The 21,236-nt window shown below is 52.6% G+C and carries 22 protein-coding genes; 10 read left to right on the forward strand and 12 right to left on the reverse strand.

The genetic code is table 11. The features are described from left to right. Positions 1 to 60 precede the first annotated feature (60 nt). Positions 61 to 978, reverse strand: coding sequence for a LysR family transcriptional regulator (locus AC5SV9_RS14275; protein ID WP_475151243.1), 918 nt, complete (start codon positions 976 to 978; stop codon positions 61 to 63). 157 nt (positions 979 to 1,135) lie between these two features. Between AC5SV9_RS14275 and AC5SV9_RS14280 the strand changes: the two genes are divergently transcribed. Continuing rightward, positions 1,136 to 2,323: an MFS transporter gene (locus AC5SV9_RS14280; RefSeq protein WP_475151242.1), complete on the forward strand. Its 1,188-nt coding sequence runs from the start codon at positions 1,136 to 1,138 to the stop codon at positions 2,321 to 2,323. 53 nt (positions 2,324 to 2,376) lie between these two features. On the opposite strand, the gene AC5SV9_RS14285 is transcribed toward AC5SV9_RS14280, so the two are convergent. Next, complete coding sequence (locus tag AC5SV9_RS14285; protein ID WP_475151240.1) at positions 2,377 to 5,379, reverse strand: di-heme oxidoredictase family protein; 3,003 nt, start codon at positions 5,377 to 5,379, stop codon at positions 2,377 to 2,379. 265 nt (positions 5,380 to 5,644) lie between these two features. On the opposite strand from AC5SV9_RS14285, the gene AC5SV9_RS14290 reads away from it, so the two are divergent. The 4 genes from AC5SV9_RS14290 (at position 5,645) to AC5SV9_RS14305 (ending at position 9,161) form a co-directional block, all read left to right on the forward strand. Then, positions 5,645 to 6,253, forward strand: a complete 609-nt coding sequence (locus AC5SV9_RS14290; RefSeq protein ID WP_475151237.1) for a LysE family translocator — start codon at positions 5,645 to 5,647, stop codon at positions 6,251 to 6,253. 15 nt (positions 6,254 to 6,268) lie between these two features. Next, positions 6,269 to 7,717, forward strand: a complete 1,449-nt coding sequence (locus AC5SV9_RS14295) for an aminotransferase-like domain-containing protein (RefSeq protein ID WP_475151235.1) — start codon at positions 6,269 to 6,271, stop codon at positions 7,715 to 7,717. A gap of 50 nt (positions 7,718 to 7,767) precedes the next feature. Continuing rightward, a complete protein-coding gene (locus AC5SV9_RS14300) occupies positions 7,768 to 8,361 on the forward strand; it encodes a TetR/AcrR family transcriptional regulator (RefSeq protein ID WP_475151232.1) in 594 nt (197 codons plus the stop codon). A 95-nt stretch (positions 8,362 to 8,456) separates the two neighbouring features. Beyond that, positions 8,457 to 9,161 carry an SDR family oxidoreductase gene (locus tag AC5SV9_RS14305; RefSeq protein WP_475151230.1) on the forward strand — a complete coding sequence of 235 codons (705 nt, stop codon included), beginning with the start codon at positions 8,457 to 8,459 and terminating at the stop codon, positions 9,159 to 9,161. 29 nt (positions 9,162 to 9,190) lie between these two features. On the opposite strand, the gene AC5SV9_RS14310 is transcribed toward AC5SV9_RS14305, so the two are convergent. The 9 genes from AC5SV9_RS14310 to AC5SV9_RS14350 all read right to left on the reverse strand — a co-directional run bounded on the left by AC5SV9_RS14310 (position 9,191) and on the right by AC5SV9_RS14350 (position 17,410). Beyond that, positions 9,191 to 10,609 carry an NAD(P)(+) transhydrogenase (Re/Si-specific) subunit beta gene (locus AC5SV9_RS14310; protein ID WP_475151228.1) on the reverse strand — a complete coding sequence of 473 codons (1,419 nt, stop codon included), beginning with the start codon at positions 10,607 to 10,609 and terminating at the stop codon, positions 9,191 to 9,193. 3 nt (positions 10,610 to 10,612) lie between these two features. Further along, positions 10,613 to 10,927: an NAD(P) transhydrogenase subunit alpha part 2 gene (locus AC5SV9_RS14315; protein WP_475151225.1), complete on the reverse strand. Its 315-nt coding sequence runs from the start codon at positions 10,925 to 10,927 to the stop codon at positions 10,613 to 10,615. Positions 10,928 to 10,953: 26 nt separating this feature from the next. Further along, positions 10,954 to 12,081 carry an NAD(P) transhydrogenase subunit alpha gene (locus tag AC5SV9_RS14320; RefSeq protein ID WP_475151224.1) on the reverse strand — a complete coding sequence of 376 codons (1,128 nt, stop codon included), beginning with the start codon at positions 12,079 to 12,081 and terminating at the stop codon, positions 10,954 to 10,956. A 220-nt stretch (positions 12,082 to 12,301) separates the two neighbouring features. Beyond that, positions 12,302 to 13,255 carry a tRNA dihydrouridine(16) synthase DusC gene (gene dusC, locus AC5SV9_RS14325; protein ID WP_475151222.1) on the reverse strand — a complete coding sequence of 318 codons (954 nt, stop codon included), beginning with the start codon at positions 13,253 to 13,255 and terminating at the stop codon, positions 12,302 to 12,304. A 7-nt stretch (positions 13,256 to 13,262) separates the two neighbouring features. Further along, positions 13,263 to 13,406 (reverse strand): DUF2256 domain-containing protein, encoded by a 144-nt coding sequence (locus tag AC5SV9_RS14330; protein WP_134052099.1) that lies wholly within the window; start codon positions 13,404 to 13,406, stop codon positions 13,263 to 13,265. Between the two features lie 2 nt (positions 13,407 to 13,408). Continuing rightward, positions 13,409 to 14,281, reverse strand: a complete 873-nt coding sequence (locus AC5SV9_RS14335) for an HDOD domain-containing protein (RefSeq protein WP_475151218.1) — start codon at positions 14,279 to 14,281, stop codon at positions 13,409 to 13,411. 105 nt (positions 14,282 to 14,386) lie between these two features. Further along, entirely contained in the window at positions 14,387 to 14,851 is a 465-nt protein-coding gene (locus AC5SV9_RS14340) for a hypothetical protein (RefSeq protein ID WP_475151216.1), read from the reverse strand. A 110-nt stretch (positions 14,852 to 14,961) separates the two neighbouring features. Beyond that, positions 14,962 to 16,809, reverse strand: a complete 1,848-nt coding sequence (locus tag AC5SV9_RS14345) for a M48 family metallopeptidase (protein WP_475151213.1) — start codon at positions 16,807 to 16,809, stop codon at positions 14,962 to 14,964. A gap of 10 nt (positions 16,810 to 16,819) precedes the next feature. After that, positions 16,820 to 17,410, reverse strand: coding sequence for a LemA family protein (locus AC5SV9_RS14350; RefSeq protein ID WP_134052091.1), 591 nt, complete (start codon positions 17,408 to 17,410; stop codon positions 16,820 to 16,822). Positions 17,411 to 17,584: 174 nt separating this feature from the next. Between AC5SV9_RS14350 and glpE the strand changes: the two genes are divergently transcribed. After that, entirely contained in the window at positions 17,585 to 17,911 is a 327-nt protein-coding gene (gene glpE / locus AC5SV9_RS14355; RefSeq protein WP_475151210.1) for a thiosulfate sulfurtransferase GlpE, read from the forward strand. Beyond that, positions 17,904 to 18,737, forward strand: a complete 834-nt coding sequence (glpG, locus tag AC5SV9_RS14360; RefSeq protein ID WP_475151208.1) for a rhomboid family intramembrane serine protease GlpG — start codon at positions 17,904 to 17,906, stop codon at positions 18,735 to 18,737. The genes glpE and glpG overlap by 8 nt, the downstream gene beginning before the upstream one ends. Here glpG and AC5SV9_RS14365 read toward each other — a convergent pair. Then, the gene (locus tag AC5SV9_RS14365; RefSeq protein ID WP_475151205.1) at positions 18,731 to 19,141 is read right to left on the reverse strand and encodes a flagellar basal body-associated protein FliL; all 411 of its coding nucleotides are present in this window, start codon (positions 19,139 to 19,141) and stop codon (positions 18,731 to 18,733) included. The genes glpG and AC5SV9_RS14365 overlap by 7 nt on opposite strands. A 179-nt stretch (positions 19,142 to 19,320) precedes the next feature. Here AC5SV9_RS14365 and AC5SV9_RS14370 point away from each other — a divergent pair, with 179 nt between their 5' ends. Genes AC5SV9_RS14370 through AC5SV9_RS14380 form a run of 3 tightly spaced genes read left to right on the forward strand, consistent with a single transcriptional unit; the run spans position 19,321 to position 21,212 of the window. Next, positions 19,321 to 19,845, forward strand: coding sequence for a chorismate--pyruvate lyase family protein (locus AC5SV9_RS14370; RefSeq protein WP_475151203.1), 525 nt, complete (start codon positions 19,321 to 19,323; stop codon positions 19,843 to 19,845). After that, positions 19,845 to 20,714, forward strand: coding sequence for a 4-hydroxybenzoate octaprenyltransferase (gene ubiA / locus AC5SV9_RS14375; protein WP_475151202.1), 870 nt, complete (start codon positions 19,845 to 19,847; stop codon positions 20,712 to 20,714). Before AC5SV9_RS14370 ends, ubiA begins: the two co-directional genes overlap by 1 nt. After that, positions 20,715 to 21,212, forward strand: coding sequence for a DUF192 domain-containing protein (locus AC5SV9_RS14380; protein ID WP_475151199.1), 498 nt, complete (start codon positions 20,715 to 20,717; stop codon positions 21,210 to 21,212). Positions 21,213 to 21,236 lie beyond the last annotated feature (24 nt).

The following is a 21,236-nucleotide window of genomic DNA, read 5'->3' on the forward strand; positions in this document are numbered from 1 at the left end:
GGGTGTTGTCAAACAGTGTTTTGTTATTAGATGCTTTTATTGCAGTGGCAGCGCCCTTTATTAAGCTGCTGAGTTGTCAGCCGCAGTCATTTTTTCGACCAGATAATCAACAAACACGCGGATACGGGCGGGTATATTTTTGCCGCCGATAAACACCGCATGTATCGCTTCTCTGTCTTGCGGGTTGTAGTCTTCAAGCAGCGCAACCAGTTGGCCGCTGGCCAGTGCCTGTTGCACATGAAAGCGGCCAACGCGGGTAATACCAATGCCTTGCTGCGCTAGCTCGACCAGGGTTTCGCCATTGTTAGCAATAACGTTACCGCTAACTGCCATCATAAAATCTTCGCCGTTCTGGCGAAAGGGCCAGCCAGGCTCGAGCCGGCGAAAGTTAAAATCGAGGCAGTTGTGCCGGGCTAAGTCGGCTGGCGTTTGTGGCACGCCGGCTTTAGCCAGATATTCGGGTGAGGCCAGTACCACGCGGCCGGTTTCACCTAACCGGCGGGCATGCAAGCCGCTGTCTGGTAGCTGGCCAAAGCGGATTGCCACGTCAACCTGGCCTGAGGCAACATCGCGGATCTGGTCTGACACATCAATTTCCAGCGTAATGTCGGGGTAGCGCTGCAAAAACTCTTTTAACAGCGGCACTATTGTCAGCCGGCTATGCGCAGTAGCGGTGGTGACCTTGATATTGCCACTGGGGCTACCGCGGTTGGCGATGGTCAGCTCGGTATCGTCTAAGTCTTTTAAAATACGCCGCGCGGCTAACGCGTAAGACTCACCTTCGCTGGTTAACCGCAGGCTACGGGTGCTGCGCACAATAAGGCGCACGCCAAGGCGTTTTTCCAGCCGGGTCATAATGCGGCTGACAGCAGAGGGGGTAAGTTCCAGTTCACGTGCTGCCGCACTTAAACTGCCGGTGCAGGCAACCGATAAAAAGGTTTCCATCTCTGCCGCTCTGTCGGTTTTCGTTAAGCTCATCTGTGGTCTGCCTGTTGGTGATCTGTTGATTTTCGCTCTGGTTATTTGTGACGCAGGCGCAAAGCTGAATGTATCGCATGCTACTTTTTCTTGGTTTGTAACGTGAGTATATTCTGCAGCATCACAAATTGGCGAGATTTAAATCACGAGACACAGTATGAAAATCAATATTCCTTTATTAGCGCTGGCGCTGGGTGCCTTTGGCATCGGCGTGACAGAGTTTTCCCCTATGGGTATGCTGCCGGTGATTGCCACTGATCTTGGCGTATCTATTCCAACAGCCGGTATGCTGATAAGCGCCTATGCCTTTGGTGTATTGCTGGGTGCACCTTTGATGACGCTGGTATTTGCCAATATGGCGCGGCGTAATTTGCTGCTGTTATCGATGGCGATATTTACTGCCGGTAACCTGATTTCGGCCGTGGCCGACAGCTACAACGTGTTGTTGCTGGGGCGCATTATCACATCATTTAACCATGGCGCTTTTTTTGGTGTCGGCGCCATTGTTGCGATGAATGTGGTACCGCCGGAGAAGCGGGCTGGTGCTGTGGCCGCGATGTTTTCCGGCCTGACCCTTGCCACCATAGGGGGCGTGCCGCTGGCATCTTATATTGGTGAACTGATTGGCTGGCGCCCGGCGTTTTATGGTATGGCGGTTATCGGCCTTATTACCATGCTGGCGCTGCGGCTGTCGTTACCGCCTATGGCGAATAAACAAAAAGCCAATGTGCGTAATGAACTGCGGGTGTTGGGCAAAAAGCCGGTGCTGGTGGCGCTGCTGTTAACCGTGGTCAGCTCCAGTGCAATGTTCACCGTGTTTACTTATATAGTGCCTATTTTGCAGCAGGAAACCCAGGCTTCTACTGTGTTTGTTACCTCTATGCTGGTGTTGTACGGTATTGGCCTGGCAGTGGGTAATATTCTTGGCGGCCGCTTTGCCGATCGCTCAATGGATTTAACCCTTATTGCATCGTTAGTTGCGGTTATGCTGCTGCTGGTGGTGTTTGCTGTCACGGTTGCTTTGCCGGTCATGGTAGTGCCGCTGATTTTCCTCTGGGGTATTGCCAGTTTTGCACTGGTGCCACCACTGCAGGCCATGGTTGTGCAGGAGGCAGCAGAAGCGCCCAGCCTCGCATCTGCGATGAATATCGGTGCCTTTAATCTGGGTAATGCGTTAGGCGCTATGCTGGGGGCGCTGATGATCAGTGCTGGTTTTGGCTTAAATGCCGTGCCACTGGCCGGTGCTGCTACCGCTGCAGTGGGGCTGGTAATGGTATTGTGGTTCAGGCGTGGTCGGCAACAAGGGCCTGCGGCTGTTACCGCAGAGCAAAACGTTGCAGGCTAACAGTCATTGATTGTCTGAAAAAAAGCCCGGTGCATTACACCGGGCTTTTGGCGTTACAAAGACTGTAAAAATGCCAGCAGGGCTTCGCGCTCGTCGCTTGGCAGGTTCACAAAACGGTTTTTGATTATTTCGGCTTCACCGCCGTGCCACAAAATGGCTTCGGTAACAGTACGGGCGCGGCCATCATGTAAGTAACCTACCGGCACACCATCAGCAACGTACTCGGTATAGCCCAGCCCCCACAGCGGCGGTGTGCGCCACATACTGCCGGTTGCCAGGCCTTCGGCAAAGTTATCGGCCAGGCCTTCGCCCATATCGTGCAGCAGTAAATCAGTATAGGGCTTAATGCGCTGGTTACGTACTTCAGCAAACTCAGAGCGGTTGCTGGTTTGTACGTCGCTGATATGACAGGCATTACAGCGTATCGTTTTAAATACCTGCTCGCCCCGTGCAATTTTATCCGGTGCTACATCCAGGTAGGGTAGTGGCGATACACCGTTAGGAAAGCCGCTTTGCACGCTGCGCTGCGCCGGTACACCCAGCAATTGCAGGTACTGTGTCATCAGTTGCAGTGCTTCATCCGGCAGGCCGGGTTCGGCATTGCTGGCATCGCAGTGCTCAGGCCCGAACAGGCATAAACGGGTAGGGTACACTGATGAGGTGACAGACATATCCAGCAAGGCGGCATTAGCGACCTGATGGCGCAGGCTGGCTTTGCCGGCCTTCCAGCCGTAACGGCCCAGGCGCACGTCACCGGTTTCGGGGTCGTAAACGTAGTTGGCTGAGCCTACTACGCCATCGGCGTCGGGAATGTCGCGCACCCAGGATAAGATAGTGTCATCGTCAATTGCCTCCAGTAAGCCCATACCGATCAGCGGCTGTGCCGAGCGCACGGAGTAGGCGCCAGGCACGGGGCCGTCAAAGGCAATCTGCGGTTTACGCAGTTCTACCACAGTGCCATCGGCCAGCGTGACATCGTGGCTGTCAAAGCCTGACACCCAGGCACCGTTGCCCCAGTTTTGCCGCGCGCCAGTGCTGGTTGAACGGGCGTTCATTTGCAATGCCTGGCCGTAAACCGGGTGCGGCAGTGCGTTACCGTTACTGTCGGTGCCGGTTTCACCTACCCGCACCGCCATTGTATCAAGCCGCTGGTTTAATGTGGTTGGCGCCACACTGCGGCCATTACCGATATGGCAGTTAAAGCAGGATGACTGGTTAAAATGTTCGCCCTGCAGATGGCGGCCAGCATCATTACGATCATTACCGGACTCGTTATGTTCACCGGTCCACAGATTGGTGTGTAACCAGCGCCGGCCTTCCATAAAGCGCTGAATATTCTGCATGCCGATGGTGTTATGTGGTTGCTGAAACATAAAACCAGGGTTGTCGGCGTAATCATATGAGATTGACCCCAGCCCACCTTGTAAGGTGCTGTCGGGTAGCGGGGCATTCATCAGGCGGGGCTGCACACCGTACCAGGGGCGCAGGCCCTGGCCCATCACATAGGTTAGCTCGTTGGTGTAATAGCGCACACCACCATTGTCACCAATGGCATCCATCACCTGACGGGTAGAGAAAAATGAGCTGGTAAACTCAATAATATCGCCTTTTTTCAGCGGCCGGGCTGCGATACTGCTGTTACCGGGTACCAATACACCGTCGGTATTAGCGGTAAGTGCTCTGTGCCCCGGGTAGGTGTCAAAAACCACGCTACAACCATCATTAGCACCGATTACACCATTAAAACCGCTGTCGGGACGTAGCAGCACGCCATTAGCGGGTTTGTTTATCACCGGGCAGGGAGCGCCGTCACTGAGATAAGTTGAGTCGTCCAGCAGGTCGCCCGGGCTCATCCAGCCAAAGCCGGTAACCCCCGGGTCATCAAAGCGGCGGACAAATGCATGGCCGCCACCTTTTTGCGCTTGCTGAAAATACTGGTTCACAATAATGCGCGGTGCGCTGACACCGGCAACATTGCTGTTATCAATAAATTCGACACCCCAGGTGCGGTTTTTAAAGTAGTTGGCGACAAAGTTTAAATGCGCGCCCGGGCCTTTATCCGCCGGGTTGCCCTGTGCATCCACTGTGTCGTTGGGGCCAAAGCCTATTTCATTCCAGTCTTCGCCGCGCTCGCGGGCATGACGGGAGCGACCTACCATACCAAAGCGGGTCACCAGGGTGCCGTCGGCCAGCGTAAAGCTGATGCTTTCCAGCGGCTCTGCCGGGGTTGGCAGCGGCACACGGCCATTACCACTTAACGGGTATGGAATATAAGATGTAGTGTGCGCCGGCATAACGGTATCGCTGCCGGGAGTTTTAAACTCAACTTCAAACAGTGAGTAACCATACTGAGTATGGCGGCGGATTCCCTGCAGGCGCAGGTAGCGTGCATCAACATTAAGGTTGAAAAACTCTTCTGTGCCACCTTTAGCCGCTGCAACATATCTTAGCTGATACCAGCTTTGTGCATCATCAGACACATACAGTGCATACTCGTCGGCGTAGGCATTTTCCCATTGCAGTTTCATATAACCGATGGCGGTTTTGCTGCCGAAATCAAACTGCAGCCAGGCGGCGTCTGCAGAGGCTTTGTCAGTGTTGCTCCAGGCGCTTTCCCAGCGGGTGTTCAGGTTGCCATCCAGTGCTTTGTCTGCGGTGTTGCCGGCGTTTTCATCACCCGATGAGCTGGCTGTGATATTGCTGATTGGCACCGCGAGGCTTGCCCGGTTGAATGGTGTTTGCAGCATTAACTCTGGCGGTGGTGCCGGAACCCGCGGGCCCTTGGTTGTTGGCAACGGCGCGACGGCGGGAGCCGGTGCGGTTTCAAGCTCTGGCTCGGGCAACTCTGGCGCCGGTGCGGGTTCCGTAACCGGTGGCACGGCGGTATCCGGCAGTGAAACAACCGGGGGAGTGCTGCCCTGAGCATTGTCAGGTGAATCTGCGCTACCACCGCAGCCTGATATCGCTAATGCCAGCAATAGCACTACAGCGTTACTTATCTGCCTGACAGCGCCAGAACCCGCAGCGGGAAGATGATTTATGTAGTAATAATTCATAATGACCATTCCAAATGGATAAAAAAGATGCCATTTATTGATTAAGCGACAACAACTTGGCTTACTATGAGGCAGTAATTGACTATTTTATGTAATTAATTGTTTACCAGATAACAGAATAATTACAATGGCGGTGCGGTTGTACTGCTTCACTGGCTAACTTTTCAAATCTGTACTGCTTTTTTTGTGCCTGACTGTGTATATTTCTATAACATGGTGCGCGTTATTGTCTGCTCTGATCTTTAGCTGATACGGAGTAGATGAGATGGAGCTGTTCTGGACTTTAGTGTTTTTTGCCTTTGCCACCAGTATTACACCGGGGCCGAATAACATTATGATAATGTCATCCGGTGTGAATTATGGTGTGCAAAAAAGCTTGCCGCATATGGCGGGTATCCAGCTTGGTTTTTTACTGATGTTACTGGCGGTGGGGGCCGGTGCCGGTTTGATCCTGCAGCAACAACCCATGTTGCATACGCTGATTAAATTGCTCGGTTCTGTATATCTGTTGTATCTGGCCTGGAAAATTGCCACGGCCAGACCGCAGCAAATTGAAACCGGCAGCAGTAAACCACTCAGTTTTGTTCAGGCGCTGGCGTTTCAGTGGGTTAATGCCAAAGCCTGGGTCATGATTACCGGTGCTATTGCGGCTTTTACCAGTTTACAGGGCGTGTACTGGCAACAACTGGCATTAATTGCGCTGGTGTTTTTGCTGGTTGGTCTGCCTTGTACCGGCAGCTGGTTATTGTTTGGTGCTGCGTTAAAGCGGTTGCTGACAGCACCAGAACACCGCCAGCTGTTCAACCGGGTTATGGGGGCGCTACTGGCATTGTCGGTGTTGCCGCCATTGTGGCAAGCCCTAACTGCGCTGTAACACAGGAGGCTAATAGTGAGCTTTCGTTACCAAAAACTGGCTTCTGAGCTGCAACAGCAGATAGAGCAGGGCCATTACGTCTGTGGTGAACGCCTGCCTGGTGTGCGTGAACTGGCAAAGGTAAGCTCGCTCAGTATTTCTACCGTGGTTGCCGGTTACCGCCAGCTGGAAGCTGATGGCTACGTGCAGGCCAGCCACCGTAGCGGCTATTTTGTTAAAAGCCGGTTTCAGCCCCCGCCATTAAGTAAAGATAGCGCCCCGAAAAGCCTGACGCCGGAGCAGGTGTCTGGCCAGCACATGGCATTGTCACTGTCAAAAGCGGCCGCAGATCCGGGCTACATTCGCCTTGGCGCTGCCGTGCCTGCTGCGCAGTTTTTACCCCAGCATGCGCTGCAAAAAGCCATGCAGCAGGTGATAAAAATGCAACCGGCGCGGCTGATGCAATATGAAGCCAGCCGCGGCGCCTTAGAGCTACGCACGGAAATTGCCAAGCGCATGGCGCTGCAGGGCGCTCTGGTATCGCCACAAGACATTATTATCACCAACGGTTGTCAGGAAGCGCTGATGCTGAGTTTAAAAGCAGTAACAGCGCCCGGTGATATCGTCGCCATTGAATCACCGGCTTTTTATGGTTTGCTGCAGGCGTTGGAGGCAGCCGGTTTGCAGGCGCTGACACTGCCGACAGATCCGCAAACCGGTGTTGTGCCAGAGGCGCTGGAGCAGGCGCTGCAACGCTGGCCGGTAAAAGCCTGTGTGTTGATTAGCAATTTCAGCAACCCGCTTGGTAGCCTGATACCCAACAAAGATAAACAGCGCATTGTGGCGGCATTAAGTGCCAAAGGCGTGCCGCTGATTGAAGATGATACCTATGGCGACCTGGGGTTTACTGTGCCAAGGCCAGCCAGTTGCTTCGCACTGGCACCACAAGCGGATATTTTTTACTGCGGCACCTTTTCTAAAACCATCTCGCCGGATTTACGGCTGGGCTGGGTGATCGCACCTAAGCATACCGCTAAACTGGAATACCTGAAGTTTATCAGCAATATCAGTACTGCAGCGCTGCCACAGTTAGCCGTTAGCCTGTTACTTAAAAGTGGTCAGTATGAGCGGCACTTGCGCCAGGTCAGAGAGCAATACCAGCTGGCGGTAGCCCGCATCAGTAACCAGATTGGACGGATATTTCCTGATGGTACCCGGGTCAGTCAGCCCCAGGGCGGCTTTGTGCTGTGGCTCGAACTGCCGCCTGCTATCGACGGTTACCTGCTGGCTCAGCAGGCCATGGCGCAGCATATCAGTATTGCACCCGGAGCGATTTTTGCGCCGACTCCGGCAGCCGGTAAAGCCGGTTTTAGTCATTTTATCCGGCTTAACTGTGCGGTACAGCAGGATGCCAGGTTGGATCGGGCACTACTTACGCTGGCACAACTTTGCAATGAGCAATTAATGAAAAAGTCGCTTGACTAAAATTTGAACATGTGAAAATATGATGACCATAATATTTTATGGTAATGGCAATGAAAAGCGTAACCACAGGTGATAAAAAAGCCCGCACACATGATTTGATTTTGGACACGGCAGCCAAGGCAATCCGCCGCGGTGGTTATGCCGGCATCAGCGTGGCCGATCTGATGAAAGAAGCCGGGCTGACCCATGGCGGCTTTTATGCGCATTTCGCCTCGCGCAATGCCATGCTGGCAGAAGCGATGGACAGAGCAGCTAAACGCAGCGCTGAAAGCATAGCGCCGAAATTACAGCAGGCCGTAACGCAGGGTAAAACACCGTTCCGTGCTCTGGTAGAACAATACCTCAGCGATGAGCATCTGGCAGATGCTGAGCAAGGCTGCCCGATCGCTGCTCTGGGGTCAGAGATTTGCCGCCAGCCAGATGAAGTCAGAGCAGTGGCAGTGCGGCAGATGCAAAGCTTGCGCGATGCGATTTCGCGCGCGCTACCTGCTGATATCAAAGCAGAGCAGGCAAATGTAGTAATGGCAACCTTGGTGGGCAGCCTGCAGCTGGCGCGCGCTTATGGCGATACGGCAGAAGGGCGCAGTATGCTGGCACAGAGCCGCGCATCATTGCTGCAGCAGTTTGATCACGTTAAGCAGTAAAGCTTCAACAACAGAATGACGTAAACAATGGGCCGGCCCCGGCTTTTTTATTAACAATAAATATGATGACTATCATATTTTGTGGAGATACGATAATGTTATTAACTGATGCAGTTGTGTTTGTTACCGGTGCGAACCGCGGTATAGGTTTAGAATTCGCCAAGGCAGCGTTGGCAGGTGGCGCACGTAAAGTGTACGCTGCCGCGCGTAACCCTGACACTATTACGCTTGAAGGTGTGGTAAAGGTCAGACTGGATGTTACCGATCCGAAACAGGTGGCAGCAATACCGGCGTTGTGCCCGGATGTGACTTTGCTGATTAATAATGCCGGTATCGCCCGTTTTGGTGGTTTTATGGACGACGGCAGTGAGCAAAATGCTTATGAGCATTTTGAAACCAATTTCTTCGGCCCTTTACGCTTGACCAAGGCATTAGCACCGGTGCTTGCTGCGAATGGTGGCGGTGCTGTACTGAATGTGTTATCGGTTGCCAGCTTTTTGAATGGCCCGGCGCTGGCCACTTATGCCGCCAGTAAATCTGCCGCCTGGGCGCTGACTAATGGTTTACGCCAGGAGCTTGCTGCACAGAATACTTTGGTAAGCGCGTTACATATGGGTTTTGTTGATACTGACTTAACCACCGCTATTGATGCCCCCAAAACCAAACCAGCCGATATTGTTGCCCGTGCCTATGCAGGCCTGGCGGCAAGCCAGCTGGAAATACTGGCTGATGAGCTAACGCAGCAGGTGAAAGCAGCCTTATCGTCAGACAAGGCTCACTATCTTGCCGGCGGCCGCTAAGCCGCAATAAAGTTAATAAGCAGGCGGGCTTAGTGCCCGCCGCCAAGTGATTTGATGGCCTGGATCATCGACACCATCACCTTTTGCGCATCGCCATACACCATCTGGGTGTTGTCGGCATAAAACAGCGCATTTTCGACACCCGAGTAACCTTTACCCTGGCCACGTTTTACCACATATACCTGTTTGGCCTGGTCGACATTCAGCACCGGCATGCCATAAATTGGCGAGCTTTTGTTGGTGCGGGCTGCCGGGTTGACCGTGTCGTTGGCACCAATCACGATAGCGACATCGGCTTCTTTAAACTCGCCGTTAATGTCTTCCATGTCATAAATAATGTCATATGGCACACCGGCTTCGGCTAACAGTACGTTCATGTGGCCCGGCATCCGCCCGGCAACCGGGTGAATAGCAAATTTCACCTCAACTCCGGCGTCCTGCAGCAGTTTTACCAGCTCGTATAACTTATGCTGGGCCTGCGCTACCGCCAGGCCATAACCCGGTGCGATGATCACTTTGCCGGCATAGTGTATATTAATACCAGCGTCCGAGGCATCGATCGGCTTTTGGCTGCCGCTGATCTCGCCCTGGGCATCATCGCTGGCGGCACCAAAGTTGGAAAACAACACATTAGCCACAGAGCGGTTCATCGCTTTGGCCATCAGTAAGGTCAGCAAAGAACCGGCCGAGCCAACCACCATACCGGCTATCATCAGCGCCGGGTTATTCAGTACATAACCTTCAAAGCCAACTGCCAGGCCGGTAAAGGCGTTATACAATGAGATCACGACCGGCATATCGGCGCCGCCAATCGGCATCGTCATCATCACGCCGTACAGCAATGCCAGCGCGAAAAATACGGCAAACACCGGCCAGGCGACAGCACCGCTATGCCAGACAATATAAGCACCCAGCGCCAGCAGTAACAGTAACAGGCTGCCATTGACGGCCTGCAGGCCTGAGAAGCGCAATGTTGAGTTGATGCGGCCATCCAGTTTCGCCCAGGCAATCAGTGAGCCTGACAACGACACGGCACCTATCACACCGCCCAACACCGCTAAGGTAAGCGACACGCTGCCATGCGTCTTGTAGCCAATCAGCTCGATGGCGGCAATAGCGGCCGCAGCACCACCGCCCATGCCGTTGTACAGCGCCACCATCTGTGGCATTTCGGTCATCGCCACTTTTTTGCCACTGCGCCAGGCCCAGCCAAGGCCCAGTGCTAATGCAATGACCGCCAACACCAGGTTGGTGGTTAGCTGTGGTTTGGCCGCCGGGCTAACATCAAGCGTATATAAAAAACTGGCCAATACCGCCAGTACCATACCGGCACCGGCAACGACGATACCGGAGCGGGCGGTGAGCGGTGACGACATCCGTTTTAAGCCATATATAAACAAAAAGGCAGCAATAAAGTAGCTGGCGTCTATCAGCAGAGCAGCGTTCATCCGTTACTCCTTATTGCTTTTGTTTGAGGGTTTAAACATCTGTAGCATCCGCTCGGTAACAACATAGCCGCCGGCAGCGTTGCCAGCACCGAGCAGTACGCCAATAAAGCCGATAATTTGCTCCGGCAGCGATGCGGCATTGAGCAATGCCCAAAGCGCACCTACCACAACAATGCCGTGAATAAAGTTGGAGCCTGACATTAGCGGAGTGTGCAAAATAGCCGGTACCCGGCCAATGATTTCAAAACCGGTAAAGGCGGCCAGCATAAAAATATACAGCGCGACAAAGCCGGTCAGTACAGTAGTGGTGTAATCCATGACTATCCCTCAAATCGGTAGCAATATTATTGTTGTTCCAGCGCCGTTTTCACTGCCGCGGGTTTAATTTCGCCGTTATGGGTCAGCACCGTTTTAGCCAGCACTTCGTCGTCCCAGTCAGGCTTGATTTCGCCGTCACTGACAAACAGCTGTAGTAAATTCAGCAAGTTTTTCGCGTACAGCTCAGAGGCATGCTCTGCCAGCATGGACGGCACATTTAATGGTGCAGCAATAGTGATTTGACCCTGGCTGGTGGTTTCGCCCGGTACGCTGTATTCGCAATTACCACCGCCTTCTGCAGCTAAATCGATAATTACAGCACCAAGTTTCATACCATCGACCTGCGCCTTACTGATCAGTTTTGGCGATGGGCGCCCGGGAATGGCTGCAGTAGTAATAACAATATCGGCCTGCTGAATATGTTTGGTTACCACAGCGGCAATTTTGTCTTTTTCATCTGGTGTCAGTTCGCGGGCGTAGCCGCCTTCGCCCCGGGCATCCACGCCGGTGTCGACAAACTTTGCGCCTAAGGATTCTGCCTGCTCTTTGGTTTCAGGCCGCACATCATAGCCTTCGGTAATGGCTCCCAGCCGCCTTGCGGTAGCCAGTGCCTGCAAGCCAGCAACACCGAGGCCCATTACCAGACAACGCGCTGGCCGGATAGATCCAACAGCGGTTGTCATCATCGGTAAAATACGCGACAGTTTCGTGGCACCTAACAGTGCAGCATAGTAGCCGGCCAGAGCCGCCTGGGATGATAAGGCGTCCATCGCCTGGGCGCGGCTGATGCGGGGCACCTGTTCCATTGCAAAGCAGGTAATTTGCTGATCACGCAGCAGCCGGGTAAGTTCAGGTTCTTTATGCGGATAAATAAAACTCAGCAGTATGCTGCCTTTGCGCATCAGCCGGATATCGTCAGCGGCAGGTGGCTGCACCGACAATACGATGTCGGCATCGGCCAGCAAATGTTGCTCGGTGCCGGCAATTTCGACACCTGTGTAAGCGTTATCAGGTAGTTTACTGCCAAGCCCGGCGCCGCTTAGCATGCTGATATTACAACCCAGCTTAGCCAGCTTGTCCGCCACGGCAGGCACCATGGCGACCCGTTTTTCATTTGGCCGGCGCTCCATCAGCACAGCAACCTTTATCGGCATGTCCTTTACTCCTTTTTATAACTGTTTGAGGAGTATAGTCTTTATTTTTCAACTTATTGGATTAGTGCCGGTGATGTCTGGCATTTTTGCCGGTTATTTCCATAGCTGGCATAAAGTGGGTTGTAGAGTCGGTGTATCGCGTCAGGCTTAGCCTGCAATGCTTGATTTGCAGCAAGCAGGCCAGTCTGCATCAGTTTTTTTTGAACAGGAGAATGTTGGATTAAGCCTGTAGCTGGCTGTTATCCAGCGCAAGCTGCAATGTCTGCAGTATTTCCGGGCTTTTACGCAGTATACGCAGTTGCTGGAATAGCTCTGCCGCTTGCGGGTACTGCAGCTTCAGGTAGCTAAACCATTGTTTAATGCGGTTCGCATAGTACTGGCCTTTGTCGCCAGTTATCTCAAACTCTGAATACTGCATCAGCAGTTCAAGCACCTGTGCCCAGGGCATTACTGCACTGCCATCACGTATCGTTTGGGCCAGATTGGGCATCGCCAGCGCACCCCGGCCCAGCATAATATCAGTACAATCTGACTGTTGCTGGCAAAGTAACGCATCGGCGGCGGTCCAGATTTCACCGTTGGCAATCAGCGGGATTTTAACCTGTTGCTTAATTTTGGCTATCCAGGGCCAGTAAGCAGGCGGGCGGTAGCCGTCGCTTTTGGTTCTGGCATGCACGGTGAGCATACTGGCACCGGCTGCGGCAATGGCGGCGGCATTGTCGAGAGTCAGGCTGGTGTCGTCGTAACCGAGACGGATTTTAGCACTTACTGCTACTTCGGCAGGCACAGCGTCACGCACGGCTTTAACGATACGGTATAGCTGCTCGGTTTCTTTTAGTAATACTGCGCCACCGCGGCTTTTATTGACTGCCTTGGCCGGACAGCCAAAGTTTAAGTCGACGCCCGGCGAGCCCAGCTCAACCGCGCGTACAGCATTTTCAGCCAGCCAGTGCGGTTCCTGCCCGAGTAGCTGTACCCGTACCGGGGTACCCGAAGCTGTCTTGCCTGCGTTTAATAATTCCGGGCAAATGCGGGTAAACACCCGTGCTGGAAGTTTTTGATCCACCACCCGGACAAATTCGGTAATACATAAATCGTAACCGCCAATCCGGGTTAACATATCGCGCATCAAGTGATCGACGACACCTTCCATCGGTGCCAGAATAATTTTCATCCGGGAGTTACTCAGCGTTTTTATTGCGGCGGCAGCGCTCAGAGCAGTACAGCACGCTGTGCCAGTTGCGTTGCCATTTTTTACGCCAGCTAAACATCAGGCCACATACCGGACAGCGTTTTTCCGGCAAATGTAGCTTTTGGTGTGCCATGCTCAGACAGAGTAAATGGTACTGATTTGTTGGCGGTGTAACAGCTCGGCCAGTTCTGGCAGCTGCAAAGGCTCAATGTCCAGCACTTCCAGAATGGCGCTTTTATGTTGCTCCCATTCCGGATCCAGGCTCAGCTCAAACAGCTGACGGCTTTCGCCGCTGAAATGCTCGGCCAGTTTCAGCAGCGCAAACAGCTGTTTTTCTGCATCGCTGTCAGACTCCAGCATTAAGGCCGGGCTATGGTGGTATGCAATGACATTACATAATTCCGGGGTCAGGCCCCAGGACTCTGCAATCAGGTAGCCGAGCACTTCATGACAGGTTTGAAAATGCTGCTCTTCAATTTCGCTGTAACCATACTGTGCCAGTAAGCCCTGTTGCATGATCTGCTCGTAGTTCGGCGCCTGTTGGTGTATCAGCGCGATACCGGCGTTATGAAACAGGCCCAGACTGTAACAGTCATCCTGTATCGCCTGCGCAAAGTTAAAGTGCTTTGCCAGTGTCATCGCAATATTGGCCGTTTGCAGCGCGCTCGACCACAGCTTTAAACTGAACTTATCGTCACGGCCTTCGGCCAGTGTGAAGCGCAGCAAAACACTGCGCACCAGTTTCAGTACCCGGTTCACACCAAGAAACTTACAAGCATGCTCAACCGACGTAATTTTTTGCCGCAGGCCAAAAAACGCAGAATTCACCACTTTTAAGGTAAAACCGGCAATGCCGATATCGAGATTAATCAGGGCCGCAATGCGCTTAATATTGGGCTGAGGGGCGTCAAGCTGCTGTTGGATGTGCTGCAGAATTTCCGGCTGTGGCGGAATGGTAAAGCCATTAAGCGCCTGTTCTATTGCTGACATGTCAATGGCCTGCGCCATAAGGCTATCTCCGGAATAAACTGCACAACTGCCCGCTAATAGTAAAGGGCGCCAGCGTGAAATGTAAAACAGTTTTACTGAATAAAATGGCCAGCCAAGCGCCGGTTATGAATCCAGATAGGGCCGGCCAGACATTAATTGCTGCGCAAGCTGTTGCTCGTTTTGCTGTTCATTCAGCTGTAAATCATTGAATTGCACATCAAACTGGATTAACTCTTCATCGTCCAGATGTTGCGCTATCAGACGGTCCGGCACCTGGCTGACCTGACGGTAAGCATTAATAGCAACCTGTGCCGCCTGCTCCATCAGTGACAGAAAATGCCCAAGCGGGAACTGCTGGAAAATGTCGGCGTCCAGGTGTGCCCAACCCAGCAAGTCGCCACTGATACTGCCATCTGCATGGTCGGTGAACAGCATTGACACTGCGGGGCAGGTCGGGTTCTCACCCGCCTGAAACTGTTCGGCATCCTCACTGTTAAATACCAGCACATAACCAAAACCCGGGCTGCCTTCAGCATCCATTTCGTCAAACGATGTATCGTACATCAGAAACAAGCGATTATCAGTCATGACGTTTTCCTGCTGAAAAAATGGGCGCTAATTCTACCTGAAATTCCACCGATGCTAAAGCGCCAAAGGGCAGCTTCTGCAGATTATTGTCAGGTAAACAATATTACCGGTTATATCTCAGGCTGATAGGGAATTTCCAATAACAGCGCCAGAGCGAGCAGCAGTGCCTGTTCGGGAATTTGCAGCAGATTATCTGCCCGCACACAGGCATCAATTGCTTGCCACAATTGTTGCTTTTGTAACGGTGCCAGTGCCAATAGCCGGGGTAAATGTTGCGTTAGCACGGTGAAGTCAACATCAGGGCGCTCGGTAGCTGCGGCAAAAGGTAGCTGTTGCAAGGCTGCATTCCAGGCTTGTTGCTGTGCGTTGTCGTCGCCGGCGGCACTGCTCACTAATGCCAGCAGGGCGCTTACAGCCGTTGCCTGCTGCGCCAGGCCTTGGGTGGAATGGCGGTGGGTGATCCGGTTTGCCTGATAATGCACCGCTACGTTGTGTTCAACAAACTGGCAGCAAAGCCATTGCGTCGGGCCCGGCGAGGCAGTGGCATCACGCAGAGCATGAATGAGCTGCTGAAACTGGACAAAACGCTGCTCCGACAGGGTTTTTAGTGCCGGCATTACCCGTTGTAGTAACTGCACTTGCTGCAGAGCATTAAGGTTGTCGACACTGTCACATAGCTGATCAACCTGCTGCAACAGCGCTGCTGAGCCCATTTCTTTAATCAGTTGCAGTTGACGGCTGCGGGTATCATCTTGTTGGCGCAATAACAGGCAGCAAATCAGCGCGATAGCCGGTTCACTCTGGCGGCTGCTGTGTAGCAGTAACAACGGCAACGCCTGTTGCAAGCGTTCAGTGGTGCTGGCGGTTTTAGGGGTGTTATCAGGCTGTACCACATTGTCTGCCACTGACTGAGCACTACGTGGGGTAGGGAATTTACCGTTCCAGTTTGGCTCAAGCCGCTTAATTCGGGTGGCTAAAGGCGGGTGCGTGGCAAAAATAGCTGCCCAGCGGCTAATGGCTTCAGCAAAAAACAAGTGACTGTTTTCATCAGCATTGCTGTTGCCAATTTTACTGCGCTGATTATGACTGCCTATGATCTTTAGTGCACCGGCAATACCGCGCGGGTTACGGGTAAATTGCACGGCACTGGCATCGGCCAGAAATTCGCGTTGGCGGCTGACGGCGGCTTTAATTAAATTACCAAAAAACGAGCCCAGATAACCAATAATAACCAAGCCCAGTGCCAGTAATAAAATACCACCAGCACCGTTTTTATTATTACCTGAGCGGCTTGAGCTAACTCGCGCGGCACTGGCACCGCGGCTGCCGCGCAGCATGTAATAGCCAATATGGCCAAGAAACAGGATGCCGTTGAGTATCGCAATCAGGCGGATATTCATCCGCATGTCACCGTTTAGGATATGGCTGAATTCATGTGCGACCACACCTTGTAATTCATCGCGGTTTAGCTGCTCAATACAGCCTTGAGTAACGCCTATTACCGCATCTGATGGGCTGTAGCCTGCTGCGAAAGCGTTGATACCGGTTTCCGGCAGCAGATAAACCGGCGGCACAGGGGTATTGGCAGCCAGGGCCATTTCTTCAACAACGTTTAGCAGCCGCCGCTGCAGGGGATCCTGACTGTCGGGAGACAGTCTTATACCACCAAGAGACTCTGCTACTACTTTACCGCCAGCGCGTAACTGCAGCCATTTTATCAGCACAGCGATACCCACCGCACTGAGGACGACTGCGCTGACCGCAACAACCAGATCCCAGGGCAGGGCTTGCCAATGCCAGGGGCCGGATAACTGCTGCGGGTCAACAAAACCCAGGCTGATTAACGCAATGATGTTGGTCAGCAGCAAAAGTAACAACACAGCCAGAGAAAACAGCAGCACCAGAATACGGGTGTTGCGCCGGGCCAAATCCTGCTGCGAGAAGAAGTTACTGCTCATCTGGTGTTAATCAGAAACTGACTTTGGGTGCCGCCTGAATGGCCGCACTGTCGGAAAACTCCAGCAGTTTGGCATCTGCAGCGTGGCCAAAACTGGCAGCGAAAATCACCGGCGGGAAACTCTGCTTATAGCTGTTGTAGTCAGTTACCGCATCATTAAACGCCTGACGCGCAAAGGCAACCCGGTTTTCAGTGCTGGTAAGCTCTTCTGATAATTGCATCATGTTCTGATTCGCTTTTAAGTCAGGGTACGCTTCCATCACCACATTCATCCGGCTCATGGCACTTTGCAATGCACTTTCGGCTCCGGCCAGCTGGCTGATGGCACCCGCATCGCCGGGGTTATTCGCCGCCACTTTCAGGCCAGCCAGCGCGGCATTACGTGCGCTGATCACGGCTTCCAGCGTATCCCGCTCATGTGCCATATAGGCCTTGGCGGTTTCTACCAGGTTCGGGATCAGATCGTAACGGCGTTTCAGCTGTACTTCTATTTGGGCAAAGGCATTCTGAAAGCGGTTTTTCAGTTTAACCAACTGGTTAAAGATACTGATAACCCAGAATACCAGTACAACGAGAATAGCCAGAATAATCAGGCTGGTCATAGTAGCTCCGACAAAACGATATATTTGGTTGCCATTGTTAACAATAGTTTAAACACTGTCCAGCCTTTATTCGCTGAACTCACACTAAAGTACGCTGGCCTGAAGGCTGTATGGTTCGGCTGGTAATTCCCGCTTGCTGAGGTATCATAGCCGGCAGCATTAAACGAGGTTTGTATGAGTGAGTTTCAACATATTTCTGTAGCAGATACCGCTAAGTTGCTGGCAGATAACAAAGTGGTGATTGCTGATATTCGCGATGAGGGCAGTTTTGCCGGTGGTCACATAGAAGGCGCTTATCATCTTACCAACGGCAGCCTGAATAGCTTTATGCAGCAGTTTGAGTTTGACCAGCCTGTGGTGGTGGTGTGCTATCACGGTAATTCGAGCCAGGGCGCAGCGCAATATCTGGTGCAGCAGGGGTTTGAGCAGGTATACAGCATGGATGGTGGCTTTGAAAGCTGGCGTACCCAGTTGCCGTTCGTGAGCGGCGACAGTGCATAAGTTTGCTGAGCTGAATTCAGCGCAGGCGGCACAGCTGTTTGCCGGCTACTGTATGGCGCAGGGGCTGAATGTCAGCGTGGTAGTGCAACGGCATGACTTTGCAGAGCTTTACGGCGACACAGAGCAGCTTGGTGCTATTGAGCAAGAGTTTAACCGGTTTATTCAGCAACCCGGGCACCCGCGTTATCAGGCGGCAGCCTGGCAGCTAAGCCAGCCTTCGGCGACAGCAAGCTCGGCAGCGTTACCAGCACTGAATTTAAGCAGTTGGTGGCAGCAGGCCCCTGTTACTGTCGTGATCTGCGTGTTGTGTTTACTGGTGTCTGTCTGGCAGCAAATTGACTGGCGCAGTAGCAGCGCATTATTGCAACTGACAGAACCTGCACAATTATGGCGTTGGTTTAGCCCGATGCTGCTGCACTTCTCGCTGACCCATCTGGTATTTAATCTGGCATGGTGGCTGTATCTCGGGCGTCAGCTGGAACAGCGGCTCAGTAGTGTCTTGTTGTTGAATATTGCACTCACAGTAGCGTTAGTGTCGAACGCAGCACAGTATTTTATGGTCGGGCCGCATTTTGGTGGCTTGTCCGGTGTAGTGTATGGGCTGTTTGGTTATTTCTGGCTGGCAGGACGGTTAAACCCGGCGCAAGGCCTGCATATCAGTAATGGCCTGGCCGGTTTTATGCTGTTGTGGCTGTTACTGGGCTTTTTTGACCTGTTGTGGGTCAGTATGGCGAACTGGGCACATTTAGGTGGTCTGCTGGCTGGGTTAGTCTGGGCGTGGTTGTTACGCCACCAGGGTGCACGCAGCGCAGCACCAGATCATTGATACAGATATTTGGTAAACAAAATATCGCGGATCATTGTTTCGCCGGCTTCTTTTTTCATCGCCTGCTGCAGCTTTTCCAGAATTGCCAGGCGGATTTCTTCGCGGCCTGTTAATGATTTGATTTTATCTTCCGGCTGTTTGGTAAAAATACCGATGATGATATCGAGGATCAGGGGTTCATGGTGTTCTATTGCCGGTAAAAACGCTTTATCTTCCAGCATCAGTTCTACTGTCACCCGGATGTAGCCCAGGCTGCGGCGATTACCCGAGATATAGTTGGTTACAATGTCCGGGTCGAAGCCGTAATAGACGACTTCCTTTGGCTGTTCCTGTGCGGCGGTATGCGCGGACATCAGTAACAATGGGGCAGAGAATATCAGCACAAGCAGCAGGCGTTTTATCATAACTATCACTTTTGGTTGGTAAAAATAGGCCAGCAGGGACACTAACCATAGCGTCATGGCCGCTATTTTACCAGCTAACATGCTCTGCAGTAAGCCGTTTTTCTCAGCGGATAGCAGCTGAAAATTCAGACGTAACTTGTTATGATGCCGGCAGACTCCTTGCTGGTAGAATTTTCGTTGTGAGCACTCCCGTTATTTCGCTTGATGCACACTGGTATCAGGCTCAAAACTTTTCTATGCCATCTGCGCTGGCGCCCTGGATCCTTGAGCCTGCTTCTCTGACAGCAAGGTTAAAGCGCCACTGCGATAAGTTTCGGGTTCAGGTGCTTAATGAGCAGCGTGCAACTTTGCCTGCATTTCTGCAGCCATTGCTGCCCGGCACTGAGCGGGCACAGCTGCGTGAGGTTATTCTCTGGTGTGATGGTAAACCCTGTGTTTATGGCCAGAGCTGGTTGCCAGAGCAGACAATTAAAACCTTGCGGCCTCTGGCCGATATGGGAGAGCGCCCGTTAGGCGATTATATCTTTCAGCAACCAGGGTTACAGCGTGGCAGTATTGAGGTGACGCAACTACAGCTGACATTACCTGATACCCTTACAGCGCAATGCTACACCCGCCGTTCAGTTTTCAAACTGAATGATTTACCGTTGCTGGTCGCGGAAGCTTTCTTGCCTGCGATGACTGAGCTTAAGGTGTTTGCCTGATGCTGGCACTGAAACAGGCACACTGGCGTTACTATTTACAACTTATGCGGCTGGAAAAGCCGATAGGTACCTACTTGCTGTTGTGGCCAACCTGGTGGGCGTTATGGTTGGCTGCAGAGGGTGTGCCGCCACTACACTTACTGTTGGTGTTTACCGCCGGCGTTATTCTGATGCGGGCGGCGGGTTGTGTGATTAATGACTACGCTGACAGGCATTGGGATGGCGCTGTTGAACGCACCAGGCACAGGCCGCTGGCCAGTGGGGCTGTTAGTGGCGCAGAAGCTATACAATTGTTTGTGCTGTTGCTGTTGTTAAGTGCCAGTCTGCTGCTGTTTTTAAACTGGCAAACGGTGTTGCTGTCATTAGTCGCGGTGGTACTGGCGTCAGTTTACCCCTTTATGAAACGTTATACCCAGTTACCACAGGTGGTACTGGGCGCAGCGTTTAGCTGGGGTATGCCGATGGCCTTTATGGCCATTCAGCTGCAGCTGCCAGCCATACTTTGGCTGTTGTATTTTGCTAATCTGCTCTGGACGGTGGCTTACGATACTTATTATGCGTTGGTAGACCGGCCGGATGATTTGAAAGTAGGCATTAAATCTACCGCCATTTTATTTGGCCGCTATGCATTACCGATTATTGCCTTACTGCAGCTGGTCAGTTTAGTGTTACTGACGTTGGTTGGCATGCTGGCTAAGCTGCATCCGATGTTTTATGCTAGCCTGGCGTTAGCTGCGGGTTGCTTTGTATATCAATATGTTATCGCGAGGCGCAGCCGCGAGGGCTGTTTTGCGGCATTTTTGCATAACCATTATGTCGGCATGCTGGTGTTTGCCGGTATTGCCCTAAGTGACTTGCTCAAAGGATAAATGATGATGAACCTGAACCCGTTGCATAAAGGTGTCTTACCACTGGTATTGAGCCTGCTGGTATTGTGTTCTGTCAGCCAACCGGTGATGGCACAGCAGCCGCCTGAGCAGTATGAATTGGAGCAGTTTGAATTGGTGCCGCTGCAGTTGGCACAGCAAAGGGTGCAGGTGCAACTGGCAGATACACCACAGAAGCGGGCACAGGGCCTGATGTTTCAGCAAAGTGCAGAGCCAGGCATGTTCTTACTGTATCAAAAGCCAACGGCTATTTCGTTGTGGATGGCGAACACCAGTATGGCGCTCGACGTCGCTTACATCACACCTGATTGGACCATAGCTCAACTGGTGCAGCTGCAGCCTTTTGACCAGACACCGGTGCCATCACCGGGGCCGGTAATAGCAGCGCTGGAAATGCCGCGCGGCTGGTTTGCCAGCCACGGCATAAAAGTTGGCGCTAAAGTAGCGATGCCTGATACGAAAACCACTGGCACTGAATAACGATTGCAGCAGCGAATAAGCGCA

The organism is Rheinheimera sp. ATLC3, assembly GCF_059429535.1.